Source organism: Frigoribacterium sp. CFBP9030 (genome assembly GCF_034045195.1).
Classification (GTDB): domain Bacteria; phylum Actinomycetota; class Actinomycetes; order Actinomycetales; family Microbacteriaceae; genus Frigoribacterium.
Genome location: NZ_JAXCWG010000009.1, coordinates 73,758 through 92,475, shown reverse-complemented (window position 1 = coordinate 92,475; position 18,718 = coordinate 73,758). Strand labels below are relative to the sequence as shown.

Annotated in this window: 20 protein-coding genes; 10 read left to right on the top strand and 10 right to left on the bottom strand. The window is 71.0% G+C overall.

Translation table 11 applies throughout. The features are described from left to right. Positions 1-67: 67 nt before the first annotated feature. The gene (locus SOM13_RS11095; RefSeq protein ID WP_192060644.1) at positions 68-853 is read right to left on the bottom strand and encodes an SDR family oxidoreductase; all 786 of its coding nucleotides are present in this window, start codon (positions 851-853) and stop codon (positions 68-70) included. 206 nt (positions 854-1,059) lie between these two features. Here SOM13_RS11095 and SOM13_RS11090 point away from each other — a divergent pair, with 206 nt between their 5' ends. Next, complete coding sequence (locus tag SOM13_RS11090) at positions 1,060-2,085, top strand: SDR family NAD(P)-dependent oxidoreductase (RefSeq protein ID WP_320479755.1); 1,026 nt, start codon at positions 1,060-1,062, stop codon at positions 2,083-2,085. Between the two features lie 105 nt (positions 2,086-2,190). Continuing rightward, on the top strand, positions 2,191-2,793 hold the full coding sequence (locus SOM13_RS11085; protein WP_320479754.1) for a TetR/AcrR family transcriptional regulator: 603 nt from the start codon (positions 2,191-2,193) through the stop codon (positions 2,791-2,793). 7 nt (positions 2,794-2,800) lie between these two features. Here the strand turns inward: SOM13_RS11085 and SOM13_RS11080 are convergent, their stop codons facing one another. Continuing rightward, complete coding sequence (locus tag SOM13_RS11080) at positions 2,801-4,054, bottom strand: acyl-CoA dehydrogenase family protein (RefSeq protein WP_320479753.1); 1,254 nt, start codon at positions 4,052-4,054, stop codon at positions 2,801-2,803. Positions 4,055-4,216: 162 nt separating this feature from the next. Here SOM13_RS11080 and SOM13_RS11075 point away from each other — a divergent pair, with 162 nt between their 5' ends. From SOM13_RS11075 to SOM13_RS11060, 4 genes are all read left to right on the top strand, one after another. Continuing rightward, the gene (locus tag SOM13_RS11075; RefSeq protein WP_320479752.1) at positions 4,217-5,293 is read left to right on the top strand and encodes a MetQ/NlpA family ABC transporter substrate-binding protein; all 1,077 of its coding nucleotides are present in this window, start codon (positions 4,217-4,219) and stop codon (positions 5,291-5,293) included. Further along, positions 5,290-6,327 (top strand): methionine ABC transporter ATP-binding protein, encoded by a 1,038-nt coding sequence (locus tag SOM13_RS11070; protein WP_243215033.1) that lies wholly within the window; start codon positions 5,290-5,292, stop codon positions 6,325-6,327. The genes SOM13_RS11075 and SOM13_RS11070 overlap by 4 nt, the downstream gene beginning before the upstream one ends. Continuing rightward, positions 6,320-7,000 (top strand): methionine ABC transporter permease, encoded by a 681-nt coding sequence (locus tag SOM13_RS11065; protein WP_243215034.1) that lies wholly within the window; start codon positions 6,320-6,322, stop codon positions 6,998-7,000. The genes SOM13_RS11070 and SOM13_RS11065 overlap by 8 nt, the downstream gene beginning before the upstream one ends. A 115-nt stretch (positions 7,001-7,115) precedes the next feature. Next, positions 7,116-7,703, top strand: coding sequence for a sugar O-acetyltransferase (locus SOM13_RS11060; RefSeq protein ID WP_192060650.1), 588 nt, complete (start codon positions 7,116-7,118; stop codon positions 7,701-7,703). Between the two features lie 40 nt (positions 7,704-7,743). Here the strand turns inward: SOM13_RS11060 and SOM13_RS11055 are convergent, their stop codons facing one another. The 3 genes from SOM13_RS11055 to SOM13_RS11045 form a co-directional block, all read right to left on the bottom strand. Then, positions 7,744-8,037 (bottom strand): ArsR/SmtB family transcription factor, encoded by a 294-nt coding sequence (locus SOM13_RS11055; RefSeq protein ID WP_192060651.1) that lies wholly within the window; start codon positions 8,035-8,037, stop codon positions 7,744-7,746. A gap of 88 nt (positions 8,038-8,125) precedes the next feature. Continuing rightward, positions 8,126-8,281 (bottom strand): zinc transporter permease, encoded by a 156-nt coding sequence (locus SOM13_RS11050; protein ID WP_192060652.1) that lies wholly within the window; start codon positions 8,279-8,281, stop codon positions 8,126-8,128. Positions 8,282-8,419: 138 nt separating this feature from the next. Beyond that, on the bottom strand, positions 8,420-9,604 hold the full coding sequence (locus SOM13_RS11045; protein ID WP_320479751.1) for an ROK family transcriptional regulator: 1,185 nt from the start codon (positions 9,602-9,604) through the stop codon (positions 8,420-8,422). An 83-nt stretch (positions 9,605-9,687) separates the two neighbouring features. Between SOM13_RS11045 and SOM13_RS11040 the strand changes: the two genes are divergently transcribed. Further along, positions 9,688-10,683 carry a bile acid:sodium symporter gene (locus SOM13_RS11040; RefSeq protein WP_320479750.1) on the top strand — a complete coding sequence of 332 codons (996 nt, stop codon included), beginning with the start codon at positions 9,688-9,690 and terminating at the stop codon, positions 10,681-10,683. Positions 10,684-10,782: 99 nt separating this feature from the next. Continuing rightward, a complete protein-coding gene (locus SOM13_RS11035; RefSeq protein ID WP_320479749.1) occupies positions 10,783-11,457 on the top strand; it encodes a hypothetical protein in 675 nt (224 codons plus the stop codon). Positions 11,458-11,470: 13 nt separating this feature from the next. Here the strand turns inward: SOM13_RS11035 and SOM13_RS11030 are convergent, their stop codons facing one another. Continuing rightward, positions 11,471-11,899, bottom strand: coding sequence for an MmcQ/YjbR family DNA-binding protein (locus SOM13_RS11030; RefSeq protein WP_320479763.1), 429 nt, complete (start codon positions 11,897-11,899; stop codon positions 11,471-11,473). A gap of 215 nt (positions 11,900-12,114) precedes the next feature. Between SOM13_RS11030 and SOM13_RS11025 the strand changes: the two genes are divergently transcribed. Further along, positions 12,115-12,663 carry a GNAT family N-acetyltransferase gene (locus SOM13_RS11025; protein WP_320479748.1) on the top strand — a complete coding sequence of 183 codons (549 nt, stop codon included), beginning with the start codon at positions 12,115-12,117 and terminating at the stop codon, positions 12,661-12,663. A gap of 8 nt (positions 12,664-12,671) precedes the next feature. Here the strand turns inward: SOM13_RS11025 and SOM13_RS11020 are convergent, their stop codons facing one another. Next, positions 12,672-13,055 (bottom strand): MerR family transcriptional regulator, encoded by a 384-nt coding sequence (locus SOM13_RS11020; RefSeq protein ID WP_320479747.1) that lies wholly within the window; start codon positions 13,053-13,055, stop codon positions 12,672-12,674. A 200-nt stretch (positions 13,056-13,255) separates the two neighbouring features. Between SOM13_RS11020 and SOM13_RS11015 the strand changes: the two genes are divergently transcribed. Next, positions 13,256-14,770, top strand: coding sequence for a SulP family inorganic anion transporter (locus SOM13_RS11015; RefSeq protein ID WP_320479746.1), 1,515 nt, complete (start codon positions 13,256-13,258; stop codon positions 14,768-14,770). Positions 14,771-14,831: 61 nt separating this feature from the next. Here the strand turns inward: SOM13_RS11015 and SOM13_RS11010 are convergent, their stop codons facing one another. The 3 genes from SOM13_RS11010 to SOM13_RS11000 all read right to left on the bottom strand — a co-directional run bounded on the left by SOM13_RS11010 (position 14,832) and on the right by SOM13_RS11000 (position 18,718). Continuing rightward, on the bottom strand, positions 14,832-16,733 hold the full coding sequence (locus SOM13_RS11010) for an ABC transporter ATP-binding protein (RefSeq protein WP_320479745.1): 1,902 nt from the start codon (positions 16,731-16,733) through the stop codon (positions 14,832-14,834). Between the two features lie 48 nt (positions 16,734-16,781). After that, a complete protein-coding gene (locus SOM13_RS11005; protein WP_320477888.1) occupies positions 16,782-17,294 on the bottom strand; it encodes a signal peptidase I in 513 nt (170 codons plus the stop codon). 125 nt (positions 17,295-17,419) lie between these two features. Beyond that, positions 17,420-18,718: an RICIN domain-containing protein gene (locus SOM13_RS11000; protein ID WP_320479744.1), complete on the bottom strand. Its 1,299-nt coding sequence runs from the start codon at positions 18,716-18,718 to the stop codon at positions 17,420-17,422.

The window sequence follows — 18,718 nt, the reverse complement described above, 5'->3', positions numbered from 1 at the left end:
AGCAATTCGCTTTGACCCCCGTGCGCGCACTGGGGTCAAAGCGAATTGCTGGGGTCTGAGCCGAACGCTAGTACTTGGCCGACTGCCCGCCGTCGATCGGCACGACCGCCGCGTTGACGTACGTCGCGTCGTCCGACAGCAGGAACGCGACGACCGAGGCGATCTCGGCGGCCTCGCCGTAGCGCTTGGTCGGGTTGATCTGGATGAACTGCTCGGCGGCGCCCTTGGGGTCGTCGGCGTCGAGCTGGCGCATGGAGGCCTCGACCATGGGGGTCCAGATCGCTCCCGGCGCGATGGCGTTGACGCGGATGCCGAACTGGCCGTACTCGACGGCCGAGTTGCGGGTCAGCCCGACGACGCCGTGCTTCGCGGCGGCGTAACCCGACTGGTTGCCGACGCCGCGGATGCCGCCGACGCTCGCCGTGTTGACGACCGCGCCGCCGTCGCCCTGGGCGCGCATGACGCCGAGCACCTTCTCGAGCCCGAGGAAGACGCCGCGGAGGTTGATCGACACGACCTTGTCGAACTCGTCGGCCCCGAAGTCCTCGGTGAGGTTCTGCCGACCCTCGATGCCGGCGTTGTTGAAGAACGCGTCGATGCGTCCGAAGCGCTCGAGCGTGGCGGTCACGTAGGCGTCGACGTCGGCTGCGCTCGACACGTCGGCGACGGCGGTCAGCACCTCGGCACCGGGGACGGCGTCGAGCACGGCCTCCTGCGAGGCAGCGAGGCCCTTCTCGGAGATGTCGACGAGCGCGACGCGCGCACCTTCCTGTGCGACGCGGACGGCGGCGGCGCGGCCGAGGCCGGACCCCCCGCCGGTGATGAGGACGACCTTGTCGGTGAAACGCTCCATGGGGATGACTCCGGTTCTCTCGGTGACTCGGCGGACCCGACGCTTCGCCGAGCCCTCGGCACGCGACGTCGCGCACCTCGTTTCACGCTACACCTGTCGCTTTACCCTCCCCCCAGGTCGTGCGGCGACGACATCCGGCCCGCTCCCAGCAAAACGAGACAAACTGTCTCGAAATAAGCCGCCCGACCCATGGAGAAGAGACCCGCATGCCCGAGAACACCGCCCCCCTGACCGGTTCGAGCACGATCGGCCGCTGGCTCGAGCACTCCGAAGGCGGGCCGGCCCTGCGGGGCGCGCTCGCCCAGGGCGGGGAGTTCGACGAGAGCACCCTCACCCCGGTGCTCGGCCTACCCCTGCAGCAGCTCGTGTCGCTCAGCCAGGGCCGACTGCCCCAGGAGCTCGTCGACGGCCTCGTGCTGCAGGTCAACGGCGGGGTCCGGCCCGATGAGACCGACGACGCCGACGGCCCGTGGCGCGAGACCATCACCGCCGGTCGCTTCGCAGGGCGGACGGTCGTCGTGACCGGGGCCGCGGGCGGCATCGGCAAGGCCACCGCGTCGCGTGTCGCCCGAGAGGGCGGGCGCGTGGTCGCCGTCGACATCACCGCACCGGGGCTGGAGGCGCTGGTCGCCTCCCTGCCCGACAGCACCGTCGAGACCGTGGTCGGCGACATCACCAGCCAGGCCGACATCGACCGCATCGTCGAGGTCGCGGGCGGCCGCATCGACGCGCTGGCGAACATCGCCGGCATCAACGACGACTTCTCGCCGCTGCACGAGACGAGCGACGCGATGTGGGAGCGCGTCATCGGCATCAACCTGACCGGTGGGTTCAAGCTCTCGCGCGCCGTCATCCCGGTCATGCTCGCGGCGGGCCGGGGCTCGATCGTGAACGTCGCCTCCGAGGCGGGTCTGCGCGGCAACGCGTCGGGCAACGCCTACACGGTGTCGAAGCACGGCGTCGTCGGGCTGACGAAGTCGGCCGCGTTCATGTACGCGAAGCAGGGCCTGCGGGTCAACGCTGTCGCCCCCGGCGGCGTCGCCACCGGCATCCCGTTCCCCGCGAACGTGTCGGAGGCGGGGTCGGCGCGACTGCGGCCCTTCCAGGCGGCCATCCCGACCGTCGCCACGGCCGAGGAGCTCGCCGCGTCGATCACGTTCCTGCTGAGCGACGACGCGGTCAACATCAACGGCGCGGTGCTCGCCTCGGACGGCGGCTGGTCGGTCCAGTAGGCGGCGCGCCTCTGCAGGCGGCGCATCTCAGGAGGCGCGGGTCGGCGAAGCCCAGGAGGCGCGGGTCGGCGATCACCGGCCCGCGCCGTGCACGAGGATGACCGTATGACGACAGCACGCCCCGGCCGGGTCCGCAGCGAGGCGGCGCGCCTGGCCATCCTCGAGGCGACGACGAGCGAGCTCGCCGAGCGCGGCTACGACAAGCTGTCGCTCGACCGGATCGCGGCGGCCGCCGGGGTCGGCAAGGCGACCATCTACCGCTGGTACCCGAACAAGGGGGCGCTGGTCGCCGAGGGGATGCTCTCGGGGCACCTCCTCCCCCGGGTCGCCGTGCCCAGCAGCGGTGATGTGCGCCGCGACGTCACGCACTGGCTGATCGAGACCTCCGCGTCGCTGACCGAGCCGACGACGGGGGGTCTCATCCGTGCGACGATCGCGGCGACGGCCGAGGACGCCGACGTGGCCCGGCACTACGACGACCACGTCACCTCCGTCGCCCGGGCCGAGCTCGTCGCCCGGCTCGAGTCCGGTCGGCGCGACGGTCAGGTCGACGCCGAGGCCCCCCTCGACGCGCTGGTCGAGGCGCTGGTCGGCGTCGTGCTGCTCAACGTGCTGACCCGCCGCGAGCCCGACGCGACCGCGCTCGGCGCCACGGTCACGCTCCTCTTCGACGGCGCCGGCTCGGCGGGAGGTCGCGGCGGTCGCTGATATCGGCTCACTTGCCGGCAGCGGCAGCGGCAGCGGAGCCTACGCGGGCAGCGGCAGTGCCTGCGGCAGCGGCGGCGGCGTGCGGGCCGGTGCGGAACGGCGTGCCGTTCAGCCGGTGGTCGCCCAGGGCCCGCTCGCGGTGGATCGCGGGGTTGTGCGAGGCGATCGTGCGCGCGTTGCGCCAGTGCCGGTCGAGCGACCGGTCCGCGTCGACGGCCGACGCGCCTCCCACCTCGAAGAGCGAGGTCGCCGCCTCCAGCACCAGGGGCAGCACGACCTGCTGCGCCTCGAAGACGGTGGCCAGCGCCCGCTGGTACTCGTCTTCGCCGGCCCCGTCGTCGCCGTCGAGCGCGTCGAGACCCCGCACGGCGGACAGCGTGATCGCCTCGACCGACGACGCGATCGCCGAGAGACGACCGACGACGCTCTGGACAGACGGATCCTCCCGGGGCAGCGACACGCCCGCCACTCCGAAGGTGCGGGCGCGCGGTCGGACGAACCCGACCGCGTCGCGCAGCACGGCCCGCGCCGTGCCGGCCTGCGCCGCGAGCAGCACCAGCTGGTACAGCGCCTGCGTGTAGGCCAGCGGTCGGCGCTCGGCGTTCTCGCTCCAGGGCAGCACCTGTCGAGGGTCGACCTCGACGTCGTCGAACACGGTCGTGCCGCTGCCCGTGAGGCGCTGACCGAACCCGTTCCAGTCGTCGACGCGGGTGACCCCCGGCGCATCGGCCGGCACCGCCAGAGCCACGGCCTCGTCGCCCCGCCTCGCCCCGACCCAGATCCAGTCGGCGTAGATCGTGCCCGTGCTGTAGAACTTCCGCCCCGACAGCAGCAGGCGACCGTCTCTCTCGTCGAGGCGCGTCTCGGTGACGGTCGCGTCGCCGCGTTCCGCCTGGGCGTTGCCCACGAGGGTGCGACCGGCACCGAGCCTCCTGAGCCATTCGGTGCGGAGCGCCCCCTCGGGCTGCGCCCGCTGCGTCTCGACGAACGCGACGTGACCGCGCAGCAGCTGGGGCAGGTTGGAATCGGCGGCGCCGAGGCGGATGAGGAGGCGGAACTCCTGTTCGAGGGAGATCCCCCAGCCGCCGAAGCCGGTCGGCACGCGCAGGGCCCCGAAGCCCGCCTCCTTCAGGGCGGCGACCTCGTCACGAGGGAGGCGGCGGTCGCGTTCGCGCGCCACGGCGCCGTCTGCGATCGCCTCGATCACGGGGCCGAAGGCCGACTCGAGGCGCTCGTCGAGGTCGCGGTTCTGTTCGCTCATGCCGTCCTTTGTGTCACGGGCGGGACCGGTCGCGACAGTGCCCCGTCACATGACGACACGTCGTGACACACGGCGAAAGACGGCGACACATGTCGCACGGCGCGGCGCGGGGCTCTGGCAGGGTTCACAGCCATCACCCACCCCTCGACGTCAGGAGTCACCGTGTCCGATCACGACGCACCGCAGCAGTCCGCACCGCAGCAGTCCGATGCGCAGGAGTCCGATGCGCAGGAGTCCGATACGCAGCAGTCCGCAGGCGGAGGACGTGCACCCAGCGGGCTCCGCGCCTCCCTCGACGACTCGCGGCGACGGCGACGTCGCGGGCTGCTCGCCGGCGTCGGGGTGGCCGTCGCGGCGGCGCTCGTCGGCGGCGGCTTCTGGGCGGGCACCGCCGTCGGGGGCGCCGACGCGCAGGCCGCGGGTTCGGGCGGGTCGGGCGAACGGCTCAGCGTGCGGATCGCGGGCAGTGGCGAGAGCGACCTCCAGGACGCCGTGAGGACGGTGGCGGCCGAGGAGGGGCTCGACGTCACGTGGGTCAACTTCGACGACTGGACGCTGACGAACTCCGCGCTCGTCGCCGGCGAGGTGGACGCGAACGCCTTCCAGCACACGGCGTTCCTCAGCGCCTACAACGTCGCGAACGACACCGACCTGACCCCGGTGTTCTCCACCACGATCACGCAGTGGGGCGTCTTCTCGGCGACCCTGGACTCGATCGAGGACATCGGACAGGGGGCCCGGATCGCCATCCCCGACGACGCCTCGAACGGCGGCCGCGCCCTGTTCATCCTCCAGGCCGCGGGATTGATCGAGCTGGGCCCCGACGTGGGCGTCTACCCGACCGTCGACGACGTGACGGGCAACGACCTCGGGCTCGAGTTCGTGCCGATCGGCGCGACGACGATCCCCACCCAGTTCGACGACCCGAGCCTCGACGCCGTGGTGGTCGGCACGTCGTACTTCGACCCCTCGCAGGACGTCGACGCCGACGACGCCCTCTACCTCGACGACTCGCTGAGCGCCGAGTCGCGGCCCTACGTCAACGCCGTCGTCACGCGCGCCGACGACGCGGACGACGAGGCGTGGACCCTCCTCGCCGACGCCTACGCCGACCCGCGAGTGGCGGACGCGCTCGAGGAGGAGTCGTTCGGCGCCACGCAGCTCGTCGATGTGTCGGCCGCCGATCTCCGCAGCACGCTCGCCGAGCTCGAGACCGCCGCGCGCGAGCTGGACTCGTGACCGCCGCCCCGGTCGTGACCTTCGAGGAGGTCTCGAAGTCGTACACCGTGCAGGGCCGGCGCTTCGAGGCGCTCAGCGACGTGAACCTGGAGGTGCGGCGCGGCGAGGTCTTCGGCATCGTCGGCTACTCGGGGGCCGGCAAGTCGACGCTGCTGCGCACGGTGAACGCGCTCGAGCGGCCGACGAGCGGTCGGGTCGTGGTCGACGGGCGGGAGGTGTCGTCGCTGAAGGGCAGGGAGCTGTACGCGGCCCGCCGCCGGATCGGCATGGTGTTCCAGCAGTTCAACCTGCTGTCGTCGCGCACCGTCTACGGCAACATCGCCTATCCCCTGCGGCTGTCGGGGCTGTCCCGAGACGACACCGTCGACCGGGTCGACGAGCTGCTCGACTTCGTCGGACTCGCCGACAAGGCGCTCGAGTACCCGGCCAGACTGTCGGGCGGGCAGAAGCAACGGGTCGGGATCGCCCGCGCCCTCGCCAACCGGCCCGACGTGCTGATCTCCGACGAGGCCACCAGCGCGCTCGATCCGCAGACGACCGGCGAGGTGCTCGACCTTCTGCGCCGGGTCAACGACGAGTACGGCCTGACGGTGCTGCTGGTCACCCACGAGATGGACGTCATCCGCGAGCTCGCCGACAGCGTCGCCGTGATGCAGGGCGGCCGGGTCGTCGAGAGCGGATCGGTCTACGACCTCTTCGCCGACCCGCAGCACCCCACGTCGAGGCGGTTCGTCTCGTCGGTGCTGCACCACGAGGCGACTCCCGGAGCCCTCGCGCGGATCCGTGAGGTGCACACGGGACGCATCGTGCGCCTCCACGTCGAGGACCGCGAATCGAACGACCCGTTCCTCTCCCGCGTCGCCCGCACGCACGGCATCGACTTCAACGTCGTCTACGGCGGCATCAGCGAGCTGCAGTCGAGGCTGTTCGGCGATCTCACCGTCGAGCTGCTCGGCGACGACGCGGCGATCGACCGGGCGGTCGTCGACCTCCGACGGACGACGACCGTGACGGAGGTGACCACCGGTGCGTGACATCGACCCCGCCGTCCTCTGGCCGAAGATCGTGACGGCGCTGCTGCAGACCCTGCAGATGGTGACCGTGTCGTTCGTCCTGGCGACTGTGCTCGGTCTCGTGCTCGGGCTGGTGCTCTACTCGACCCGGCGCGGCAACCTGCTGCAGAACGCGGTGGTCTTCACGTCGCTGAACGCGGTGATCAACGTGATCAGGCCCATCCCGTTCATCATCCTGATCGTCGCGATCTCGCCACTGACCCGTGTCGTGATCGGCACGAGCATCGGCACGGAGGCCGCGATCTTCGCGTTGACGATCGTCGCGACGTTCTCGATCGCGCGCATCGCCGAGACGAACCTGGTGGCCGTCGACCGAGGCTCGGTCGAGGCGGGCGCCGCGATGGGGGCGTCGCCCGTGCGGGTGCTCGCGACGATCGTCGTACCCGAGGCCCTCGGACCCCTCGTGCTCGGCCTCACCTACATCTTCGTCGCCCTGGTCGACGCGACCGCCGTGGCCGGACTCGTCGGCGGAGGCGGACTCGGCAACCTCGCCATCACCTACGGCTACCAGCGGTTCGACACGTTCGTCATGGTGACCGTGATCGTGCTGATCATCGTGCTCGTGCAGGTCGCGCAGCTGCTCGGCAACCTCGTCGCCCGCAAGGTGCTGCATGAGGAGCCGGCCGGTCGGTGACCGGTCGGCGAGCCGTCAGCGACGACGGCGACAGCGACGCCGACGGGCAGCGCCGACGGGCCGAGCCGACGGGCCGAGCCGACACGGCGGGGGTTCGATGTGTACGGTCGTCCACATGACTGTCGACCACTTCGCCGGAGACGACCGCAGCAACCGCGAACGGATGCTCGCCGGAGACCTCTACATCGCCGACGACCCCGAGAACGCGCGCCTCGCGCAACGGGCCGTGCGCCTCGCCGACGCCTACCATCGGGCGGCCGTGGAGGACGAGGCCGCCGCCAGGCCCCTCCTCGAAGAGCTGGTCGGATCACTCGGCGTCGACGCGTTCGTCAAGCCGCCTCTGTTCGTCGACTACGGCGAGAACATCCACATCGGGGCCCGCACGTTCGTCAACTACAACCTCACGGCGCTCGACGTCGCCACGATCACCATCGGCGACGACTGCCAGATCGGGCCGAACGTCCAGCTGCTCACCCCCACGCACCCCGTCGACCCGCAGCCGCGACGCGACAAGCTCGAGGCCGCCCGGCCCATCACGATCGGCGACAACGTCTGGCTCGGCGGCGGAGTCATCGTCTGCCCCGGCGTGACCATCGGCGACGACAGCGTCATCGGCGCCGGGGCCGTCGTCACCCGCGACATCCCGTCGGGAGTCGTCGCCGTCGGCAACCCGGCGAGGGTCGTCCGACGCATCGCGACCTGACACGGATGCGCGACCGGCTCGGCGCGCAGGGCGACGAGGCTCAGGCTCGAGACGCCTCGCCGGCATGCTCGACGGCGTCGTCGACGATGTGCGAGACGTGTCGGTCGGCGACCGAGTAGATCGCCTCGCGGCCGACGCGCGTGACCTCGACGAGACCTGCCGACCGGAGGACGCGCAGATGCTGCGACACCAGGGGCTGAGCCAGACCCGAGGCCTCCACGAGCGCGGTCACGCCCGCCTGCCCCTCGCCGAGGAGGCGGAGGAGTCTGAGTCTCGAGGCCGACGACAGGGCCTTGAAGAGCTCCGCCGCGGAGTCGAGGGCATCGGTGCTCATGACCGACACATTAGCCTCCGCGAATGCGACGAGGGCCCCACCGACCGGTGGGACCCTCGATCATGCGGCGCGGTCGGCCGTCGGACGATCAGTGCTCGTCGTAGTGGTCGCCGTGCTGGGCGTGCTTGTGCTCGCCGTGGACGTAGTCGACGTGGTCGTCGTGAGTGACGGTCTCGTGGCCGCACTCGGTGCCGTGCTCGTGCTCGGTGACGGTGTGCTCGGCGTGGACTTCTGCATCGGTCATGGTGGTGCCTCTCTCATCGGGGGGATGCACCCATCACATCAGACGCATGCATCTATGGCAATACGTTTATCCAATCGATGATGAGAACCGGAACCATCGTCACGTGATGTCCCCGCCGCGACCCCACACCGACGCGGCTCAGCCGATCCGCCCGATGCGGGACTGGATGGCCATGGTGGCGGCCCCGCGAGCCCAGATGCCGAAGTCCGAGGCGCCGATCAGGAGCTCGACGACCGACGCGTCGGGGTCTCGATCCTCGGCCAGCGCCTCCTCGATCCGCGTCCGCACGAGCGGCACCAGCCCGATGCCCTCGCCGGCCAGCACGACGGTGTCGACCATCGTGAGATTGGCGACCGCGGCGATGAACCGCCCCAGGGCACGACCGGCCTGCTCCGTCACCGTCCGGGCCGCCGGGTCGCCCGCACCGGCCAGAGCGAGGACGTCGTCGTACGAGACGTCCCTCCCCGACCCCTCCGAGACGGAGGCGCGGATGCTCGGGATCGACAGCATGGCGCTCGAGCACCCGCGATGCCCGTCCGAGCACAGCGGCCCGGTCGGGTCGAGGGGGTGGTGCGCCCCGAGCCCCAGCCCGGTGTCTCTGGTGATCCGCTGACGCCCGTGCACGACCAGGCCGTACCCGACACCGGCACCGATCGTGATGACCGCGAAGTCGTCGACCCCCCGGCCCAGTCCGAACCAGTGCTCGGCCTCGGTGAGCGCGACGACGTCGTTCGCCACGACGACCGGCAGAGCCAGCCGGGTCGCCAGGAGCCCCCCGAGGTCGATGTCGGCCCAGCCGAGGAAGGGCGCTCGGACGACGACGCGCGAGCCCGACACCCGGCCGCCGATCGAGACGCCGAGAGCGGTGGGCGCGACGGTGCCGACCGCGCTCGTGAGCTCCGCGACGATCTCGGCCACCGCCTCCACGATGCGCTCCGGCGAGTGGTCGCCGAGCTCGACCACGGCCTCGGCGAGGACCGCCGCACGGAGGTCCGTCGCGACCCCGAAGGCGTGCTCTCCGGTGAGCTTGACACCCACGTGCCAGTGGGCGTCGACCCGGACGTCCAGCGGTCGCACCGGGCGTCCGATGCCGCCCCGGGCGTGCTCGTCGCTCTCGATGAGGAACCCGTCGTCGATGAGCGGCCTGCTCAGACGCGTGAGGCTGGCGGCCGAGAGCCCCAGCCGGCGGATCAGGTCGCTGCGGGCGATCGGCCCGTGGATGAGCACCTCGCGGGCCAGCTCGCGAGTGGGCGACCGCACGTCGGGACCGGTGCCGAGCGGAACCCCGACCTCGTCGCCTGAGAAGTGATCCGATGCGCCCACACGCTCATCATGACCCACCACGACCGCTCGCGGAGACGGCGGGGCGTGCCCGGCCGCCCCCGCGAGGCCCTACCGTCGTTCGGGTGCCCTCCTCCCCGCCCGTCGACGCCCACCTGACCGGCGCCGTGTCCTGGCTCGAGCGGCACCAGATCGGCCTCTACCTGGCGGCGATCGTCGCAGCGGGCCTCGTCGGGCTCACCGTGCCGGCCGCGCACACCCTCGAGGTGGCGATCGAGCCCGTGCTCGCCCTGCTGCTCTTCGCGACGTTCCTCGGTGTGCCGTTCGCGACCATCCGGCGGGCGCTCCGCGACGGGCGCTTCCTCGTCGCGATCGGGGTGCTGAACTTCGTCGTCGTCCCGGTGGTGGCGTTCGGCCTGTCGCGGTTCGTCGACGACGAACCCGCCCTGCTGTTCGGGGTGCTCCTGGTGCTGCTCACCCCGTGCATCGACTACGTCATCGTCTTCGCGGGCCTCGCAGGCGGAGCCTCCGCCCGTCTGCTCGCGGCGGCACCGGTGCTGATGCTGGCCCAGATCCTCCTGCTCCCCCTGTACCTGCTGCTGATGATCGGCCCCGACGGCGTGGCCGTCGTCGAGATCGGGCCCTTCGCCCGCGCGTTCGTCGTGCTCATCGCCGTCCCGCTGGCGGCGGCCGCGGCGGTGCAGGCCGTCGCGCGCCGTCATCGAGCCGGTGTCGCGATCGAGCGGACGATGCTGGCGCTGATGGTCCCGCTGATGACGGCGACGCTGTTCCTGGTCGTCGCATCGCAGGCCGGAGCCGTGGGCGCGTCGTTCGGGCGGCTGCTCGTGCTGGTGCCGATCTACGCGGGGTTCGTCGTCGTCATGGTCGCCCTCGGCGTGGGGGCGGGACGGATGTTCCGGTTCGACCCGCCCGCGACCCGGGCGCTGGTGTTCAGCGGCACGACCCGCAACTCGCTCGTCGTGCTGCCCCTCGCACTCGCGCTCCCGGCGTCGATGTCACTGGCGCCGGTGGTCGTCGTGACCCAGACCCTCGTCGAACTCGTCGGCATGGTGGTGCTCGTCCGAGTCGTCCCCCGACTCGTGCCGAGCCTGAGGGGTTAAAAGTGATTGCCCCAGCGCGCCGATGCTCTCGCATCCCGTCTGGGGCTTACACCTGCGAGGCTACCAGGGCCGCGCCCTCCGATCTAGCCCAGGACTCTCGTGAACCCAGTCGACCCATCGACCTTGCCGAATCTGCCCATCCTCATCGGAAGCAGCCGACTGGCCCCCTACCTGGCTTCCTGCGGTGATGATCCCGCAGCCGCCATTCGTCTGTATAGCTGGAACATCGAAGCGAGCACCGCCATCCTCGGCGCGAGTGCTGCTCTTGAAGTCGGCATACGAAACGCAATGCATCGAGAGCTCACGACGTACTCGACACGGGAATCGTGGTGGGACTCTCTTCCGCTGCGGTCGAATGAAGACGACCAGATCCGCGAGGCCATCAAATTTCTCGAGCGTCGGCGCGGGGCGGGGCGATGGTCCTCGGGGCACGTAGTCGCCGAGCTGAAGGCATCGTTCTGGGAGAGCCTGCTGGTGAATCGATACCATCGCTCACTCTGGGAGCCAGCGTTGAAGAACGCGTTCCCGAATTTCACCGGACGCCGTGGCGATCTGCACGAGCGCATGGAGCGGTTGCGACTGCTCCGAAACCGAGCCGCCCACCATGAACCCGTTCATGCGCGAGACCTCATGGTCGACCACCGCTACATGTGCGAACTGGGGCTGTATGTAGACGCCGATCTAGCCACCTGGATCAGCAGCAATTCACGCCTTCCAGATGTCGTCGCCGCCCGCGACGACACAATCGACGGCAGACGCCCTACCCGATTCTGATGGGGGCGGGACCTCAGCTGCCTGGAACAGCCCCACCTTGCCTGAGCGCATCGACCCGCACCTGCTGCGCCGCGAAGGCGTCGGGGTCGACCGGTCGCCGGGCCCTCGGGAGCCCCTGCACGACCAGCAGATACGACTCCGTGACGAGCTCGTCGACGAGGCCGGCATCGAGGCCGCCGTCGGGGTGCAGCGTGATCCAGTGCCGTTTGTTCATGTGATAGCCGGGAGTGATGTCGTCGTGGTCGCTGCGGAGCGCCTCCGAGTCGGCGGGTGACGATTTGAGGACGACGATCGGGTCGCCGCTCAGCGCCGTCTGCAGCATGAAGACCTTGTCGCGGACCTTGTAGACGTCCCACTCCTCGCCGAAGGGATGGGTCAGCTCGGCCCCGGGCAGCTCGTCCGCCCGAGCCGCGGCCCGCTGCTGGAGCTCGTCACGTCGCATCATGCGTCCTCTCATCCGGAGCCGTCCGTCCGTCCCTCCAGGCTAGGACGCGAGCGCGTCACGTCGCGGCGACGGCTCCGGGTTCGCCCCAGCGGGTCGTCGCGCGGGGCGGGACCATGTCGCGCTCGATCGCCCGACGGGCCCATCATGGACTCATGCCCGATGCGGAGCCCTTAGCCGGCTGCGCACACGGCGCATGCAGGAGGATCGAGGTCATGGACGGTGACACGGTGGCGTCGACTCCTCGCCTGACCCTCCGCCTGCATCGCGAGAGCGACCTCGATCGACTGGTCGCGATCTACTCCCGGCCGGACGTCGCCAGGTACCTCCTGGAGGAGCCGTGGACGGTCGAGTCCGGCCGGGTCCAGCTCGATCGACGGCTGCGTCGGACGGGTCTGGCCGAGCCCGTGGGTGCGCTCTCGCTCGTGATCGAGCGGGCGGGTCTGGCGATCGGGGCGATCTCGATCTGGCGGACGGACGCGGAACGGCGCACGGTCGAGCTCGGGTGGACGGTGGATCCCGAGCACGGAGGCAGCGGCTACGCGACCGAGGCGGTCTCGGCTGGTCTGCGGATCGCGTTCGGACAGGACGACGTCCATCGCGTCGTCGCTCAGATGGACGCCCGCAACACGTCGTCCGCTCGCCTCGCGACCCGGGTCGGCATGCGACAGGAGGCGCACCACCGTCAGGACTTCTGGAGCAAGGGCGAATGGACCGACAGCCTGGTCTTCGCCGTGCTCGCCGGAGAGCACCCTCCCCGGTAGGCGGCCGGTCAGCGGGTGCGGAGGAGCTCGAGGAACTCGTCGGCCATCTCGAGCTGCCGGCGCAGCTTCTCCCGCCGCGTGATCGTCTGCTCGACGAAGCCGCTCAGCTCCGCACGCAGCTCCGCCCGACGGTTCTCGTCCGAGCCGCTCTCGAGAGCATCGATGATCCGGAGCAGGTCCGCCATCTCGTCGAGACTGAAGCCGAGGGGCTTCATGCGACGGATGAGGATGAGCCGCTCGTAGTCCGTCTCGGTGTAGAGCCGGAAACCGCCCTCGGTCCGACCCGAGGCCGACAGCAGGCCGATCTCGTCGTAGTGCCGCAGACTGCGCAGCGACATCTCGGAACGCTCGGCGAGCTCACCGATGTGCATCATGCCGTTCGACGTCGCCATGTGTGACCGACCTCCCAACTCGACCCTTACGTTAGGGTAGAGTTCAATTCGTCGGCTGAGCAGCCGAGCACCAGAACTTCCTCCCGCCATTCTCCCGCCATCAGATGCGGTCGAGCAGCTGGCGTGGCGCCGACGTGCGCCGACCCCCGTCGACACCCACCCGGCTCGCACGATGCGAGCCCCTCTCCCCAGGAGTCCTCATGACGACAGCGACCACCCCGTCCACCACGAGCCGGGACCGCGCCGAGCCCTCGGTGCTGACCGCGCTCCGCACCCCGAAGATCCTCAGCCGGGAGGTCCTCGCCGGCCTCGTCGTCGCGCTGGCCCTCATCCCCGAGGCGATCTCCTTCTCGATCATCGCCGGCGTCGACCCCCGGGTCGGCCTCTTCTCCTCGTTCGTCATGGCCGTCTCGATCGCGTTCCTCGGCGGGCGCCCCGCGATGATCACCGCGGCCACGGGCGCGATCGCGCTCGTCATCGCACCCGTCGCCCGCGACCACGGACTGGACTACTTCATCGCGACGGTCATCCTCGCCGGGATCATCCAGATCGTGCTCGGCGTCCTCGGCGTCGCCAGACTCATGCGCTTCATCCCCCGCAGCGTCATGGTCGGCTTCGTCAACGCCCTGGCGATCCTCATCTTCACCGCTCAGCTGCCGAACCTGATCGGCGTGCCGTGGCTGGTCTACCCGCTCGTGGCGGTCGGCATCGTCGTCATGATCCTCATGCCGCGCCTGACGCGGGTCGTCCCCGCTCCGCTCGTCGCGATCGTGCTGATCACCGTCGCCGTCGTCGTGACCGCGATCGACGTGCCCACCGTCGGCGACGAAGGCGAGCTGCCCCGCAGCCTGCCCGAGCTCCTCATCCCCGGCGTCCCCCTGACCTGGGACACCCTGAGCATCATCGCCCCGTACGCGTTCGCGATGGCGCTCGTCGGACTCCTCGAGTCGCTGATGACCGCGAAGCTCGTCGACGACATCACCGACACCCCCTCGCAGAAGACACGCGAGTCGCTCGGTCAGGGCGCGGCGAACATCCTCTCCGGCCTCTTCGGCGGGATGGGCGGCTGCGCCATGATCGGCCAGACGATGATCAACGTGAAGGCCTCCGGCGCCCGCACCCGCATCTCGACGTTCCTCGCCGGCGTGTTCCTGCTGATCCTCGTCGTCGCGCTCGGCGACGTCGTCGCCATCATCCCGATGGCCGCCCTCGTCGCCGTCATGATCATGGTCGCCGTCGCGACCTTCGACTGGCACAGCATCCGCCCCTCGACCCTGAGGCGGATGCCGATCGGCGAGACCATCGTCATGGTCGCGACCGTCGCGTGCGTCGTCGTCACCCACAACCTCGCGATCGGCGTCGTCGTCGGCGTCATCACCGCGATGGTCGTCTTCGCGCGCGGCGTCGCCCGCCTCGCCACGGTGGAGCGCACACTCGCCGATGACGGCACCGCAGCGCACTACACCGTCACCGGGGCGCTGTTCTTCGCCTCCAGCAACGATCTCACCACCCTCTTCCGGTACGGCGACGACCCCGAGCGCATCGTCATCGACCTCACGCAGGCGCACGTCTGGGACGCCTCCACCGTCGCCGCCCTCGACGCGGTCACGACGAGATACGAGCGGCGCGGCAAGCACGTCGTCCTCGAGGGGATGAACGAGGCCTCCAGCCGGATGCACGACCGGCTCGCCGGCAGGCTGGGCGCCGGCCACTGACCCGTCCGCCTGCGCGCCCGCGAGCGGCGAGACGTCGGCGCAGGGCTCGACGCTTCGGGGGCTACGACCCGCCCCGCGCCTCCTCGTCGGCCGCGACGTCCTTCTGCACGGCGAACTGGGTCCGGTGCAGCTCTTCGTAGCGGCCCGCCGCGGCGATCAGCTCGTCGTGCGTGCCGCGCTCCACGATGGAGCCGTCCTCCACCACCAGGATCATGTCCGCGCTGCGGATGGTGGAGAGGCGGTGCGCGATCACCATCGCCGTCCGACCCTCGAGCGCCTCGCTCAGCGCCGCCTGCACGGCCGCCTCGGACGTGGAGTCCAGGGCCGCCGTCGCCTCGTCGAGGATGACGACGCGCGGCTGGGCGATCAGGAGGCGCGCGATGGTCATCCGCTGACGCTCGCCTCCCGAGAGCCGGTAGCCGCGCTCCCCCACCATCGTGTCGAGCTGGTCGGGCAGCGAGCGGATGAGCGGCTCGAGCCGCGCACGGCGGATGGCGTCCCACACCTCGTCGTCGGACGCCTCGGGCCTCGCGAACCGCAGGTTGGAGAGGATCGTCTCGTGGAACAGATGGCCGTCCTGGGTCACCATGCCCAGGGTGCGCCGCAGGGAGGCGGAGGTCACGTCGCGGACATCCGTCCCCGCGAGGCGGACGGCGCCGCCGTCGACGTCGTACAGGCGCGAGAGCAGCTGCGCGATCGTCGACTTGCCGGCACCGGACGTGCCGACTAGGGCGACCGTCTGCCCCGGCTCGATGCGGAACGACACACCGTGCAGCACCTCGTCGCCACCGCGGGTGTCCAGTGTGGACACCTCCTCGAGGGAGGCGAGGGACACCTTGTCGGCGGACGGGTAGGCGAAGCGGACGTCGTCGAACTCGACGGCCACCGGGCCCTCGGGCACGACGACGGCGTCGGGCTTCTCGGTGATGAGCGGTTCGAGGTCGAGCACCTCGAAGACGCGCTCGAAGCTGACCACGGCGCTCATGATCTCCACCCGGGCGTTCGCGAGACCGGTCAGCGGCACGTAGAGGCGGGTGAGGAGGAGCGCCAGGGTGACCACCTCGCCGGTGTCCAGCTGACCGGCCAGGGCGAGGAACCCGCCGAGCCCGTAGACGAGCGCCAAGGCGAGCGCGGAGACCAGCGTCAGCGCGGTGACGAAGACGAACTGCAGCAGCGCACTGCGGACGCCGATGTCGCGGACCCGGGCGGCCCGGACGCGGAACTCCTCGGCCTCCTCGTCGGGGCGGCCGAACAGCTTGACGAGGGTGGCGCCGGGTGCCGAGAAGCGCTCGGTCATCTGGGTGCTCATCGCGGAGTTGTGGTCGGCGGCCTCGCGACGGAGCGCGGCGAGACGGCTGCCCATGCGCCGCGCGGGCACCAGGAAGATGGGAAGCATGATCACGGCGAGGACCGTGACGAGCCAGGACGTGCTGAGCATGACGATCAGGGTGAGGACGAGGGCCACGATGTTCGTGACCACGCCCGACAGCGTGCCGCTGAAGGCCTGCTGGGCGCCGATGACGTCGTTGTTCAGACGGCTCACGAGGGCGCCCGTCCGGGTGCGCGTGAAGAACGCGATCGGCATCTTCTGCACGTGGTCGAACACGGCGGTGCGGAGGTCGAGGATCACGCCCTCGCCGATCCGCGCCGAGAACCATCGCGTCACGAGCGACACGGCGGCGTCGGCCACGGCGACCGCGGCGATGAGGACGGCGAGCCGCACGATCGTGGCCACCTCGCCCCGCGCGACGATGACGTCGACCACCCGGCCGGCCAGCACCGGCGTCGCGACCGCGAGGAAGGCCCCGACGATCGACAGGGCGATGAACACCACCAGCCTGGACCGGTAGGGCACCGCGAACTTCATGATGCGCCGTACGGCCTCGCGGGAGATGCCGTGCTCGCCGTCTCTCGCGCTCGAGATCTTGTAGAGCGAGCTCCAGGCCGCGCCTTCCATGCTCATCGCGGTTCCAATCGTCGCAGCCGATCCCCTCTCGTCAGGATAGAGCGGTCAGCCCTGCCGGTCCGCGCGGCGACGGCGGACGACGCCGCGCCCGGTGAGGAACGCCGCGTACCCGAGCAGCCCGACTCCGACGGCCGGCACGAGCCACGCACGCGCCCCCGCCGAGACACCCGTGTTCAGCCGCCCCAGCCACGGCACCGAGTACCAGACCTCGCCCATGACCTGCCCCTCGACGACGGCGTCGCGGTCGGGCTCGGCGTTGGCGTCGCCCTTCAGCGTGAACGTGCGGCCCGCCTCCCCGACGGTCACCCCCACCACACGATGCGAGATGACGCCGGGCACCCCGGGGCGGATCTGATAGGTCACGACGTCGCCGACCCGGATGTCGGCCGGATCGACCGGGCGCACCACCACGAGCGTTCCGGGCGGCAGACCGGGCTCCATCGAGCCGGTCAGGATGGTCAGCGGCACGCCACCCACCAGCCGGGGCACGACCACGGCGAGCAGCCCGACCGCCACGACGCCGATCAGCACGACCACTGCGACGGCCTGCGCGAGCATCGAGCCGAGGCTCCGACCCTGCCGCTCCGACCCGCCCCGCGCGTGCGAGCCCGAGCCCGAGCCCGACCGCGAGCGGGAGCCCGACCGCGACCCCGCCCGCGACCCCGACGGCGGCGCCGCGTGCGTCACGACGACGCCCCGAGGGTGAACAGCTGGGTCTCCGACGACGTGCACGCCGACACCTGCATCTGCGTCGTCACACCCGACCCGGTGCTGGTCAGGCACAGCGAGTTCCTGTCTCGGAACTGGAACATGCCCGTCCCGGTGCCGACCGGCACGGCGGTCCAGCGCTGAGCGCTGATCGCGTTGTCCGAGCGCAGCACGGACTGGCGATCGCTGGCGCTGTCCCAGTACAGACCCGAGACCGCGGGCGAGGTGATCTTCAGGTACTGCCCCTCGGCGACGAACTGCCACAGCTGCGTCGTGGTGCCCCGGCAGCCGCTCGACCAGAGCGGTGATCCGCTCGTCGAGCCGCCGACCGTCGCGCACCGGTTCGTGGCGACGTCGCGGACGACGTACCGATCGCTGTTGGTGAAGTACGCGGTCGCGTGCCGGATGGCCGGTGACGCCGGGGAGGTGCGGGCCGGGTTCGACGCGTCGAGCGCGCGGATGGCGTACGCGTAGTACCGGAAGGCCCCCAGCCCGGTGTCGGTGTAGCTGCGCGTCGACGCCGGCACGGTGCCGACGAGCACCCCGTCGCGGTAGACGCCGTAGCGGGACACCGCGGCCGAGTCCGACGAGGCGGCCCAGGTCAGCGAGATGCTGCTGTCCGTCTCGGAGGTCTTGGTCGGCGCCCCGGGCGTGAGGGTGTCGGCGACGGTCTGCGTCGACGTCGCCGAGCCGGCGCTGGTCCATGAACCGAGGCGCGCGGTGAGCGCGGCGGTGAGCCTCGCCGTCTGGCCCACCGAGTCGAACCGGTCGGCCTGGGTGATCGACGTCTGGACGCACCAGGACGAGGAGGCGCCGACCGGCAGGGTCCCGGAGGGTGCGCCGACCGTCGCCCACGTTCCCGACGAGGCATCGGCGGGTCGGCTGCCGCAGCGACCCGAGGTCAGCGGCCAGAGTGAGACGCGGGTCGCGGTGGCGAGGGTCGAGCCGCCCGCGGGGGTGATGGCGAGAGTCCACGGGGCGGGCACGGTGCCGGTGTTGGCGACCGTGACGGTCGCCAGATGCGAGAGGGCGGACGACGAGTAGGTCGTGGCCAGGCTCTCGACACCGGTCAGCGCGATGGCCAGCCGCCCGGTCGAGGTCGTCGCCGACGCGGTCTGCACGGGTGCCGTCCAGGTCGCCTCGGCGGGCACGGCGATCAGCGCCGTGAGCACGGCGACGACGAGGGCGGCGCCCCACACCGGGGCGCGACGCACCGAGCGGCGCGGGCTCGGTGGCCGGCGCGACCCGCGATGCGATCGGGTGTTCGTGGGCAC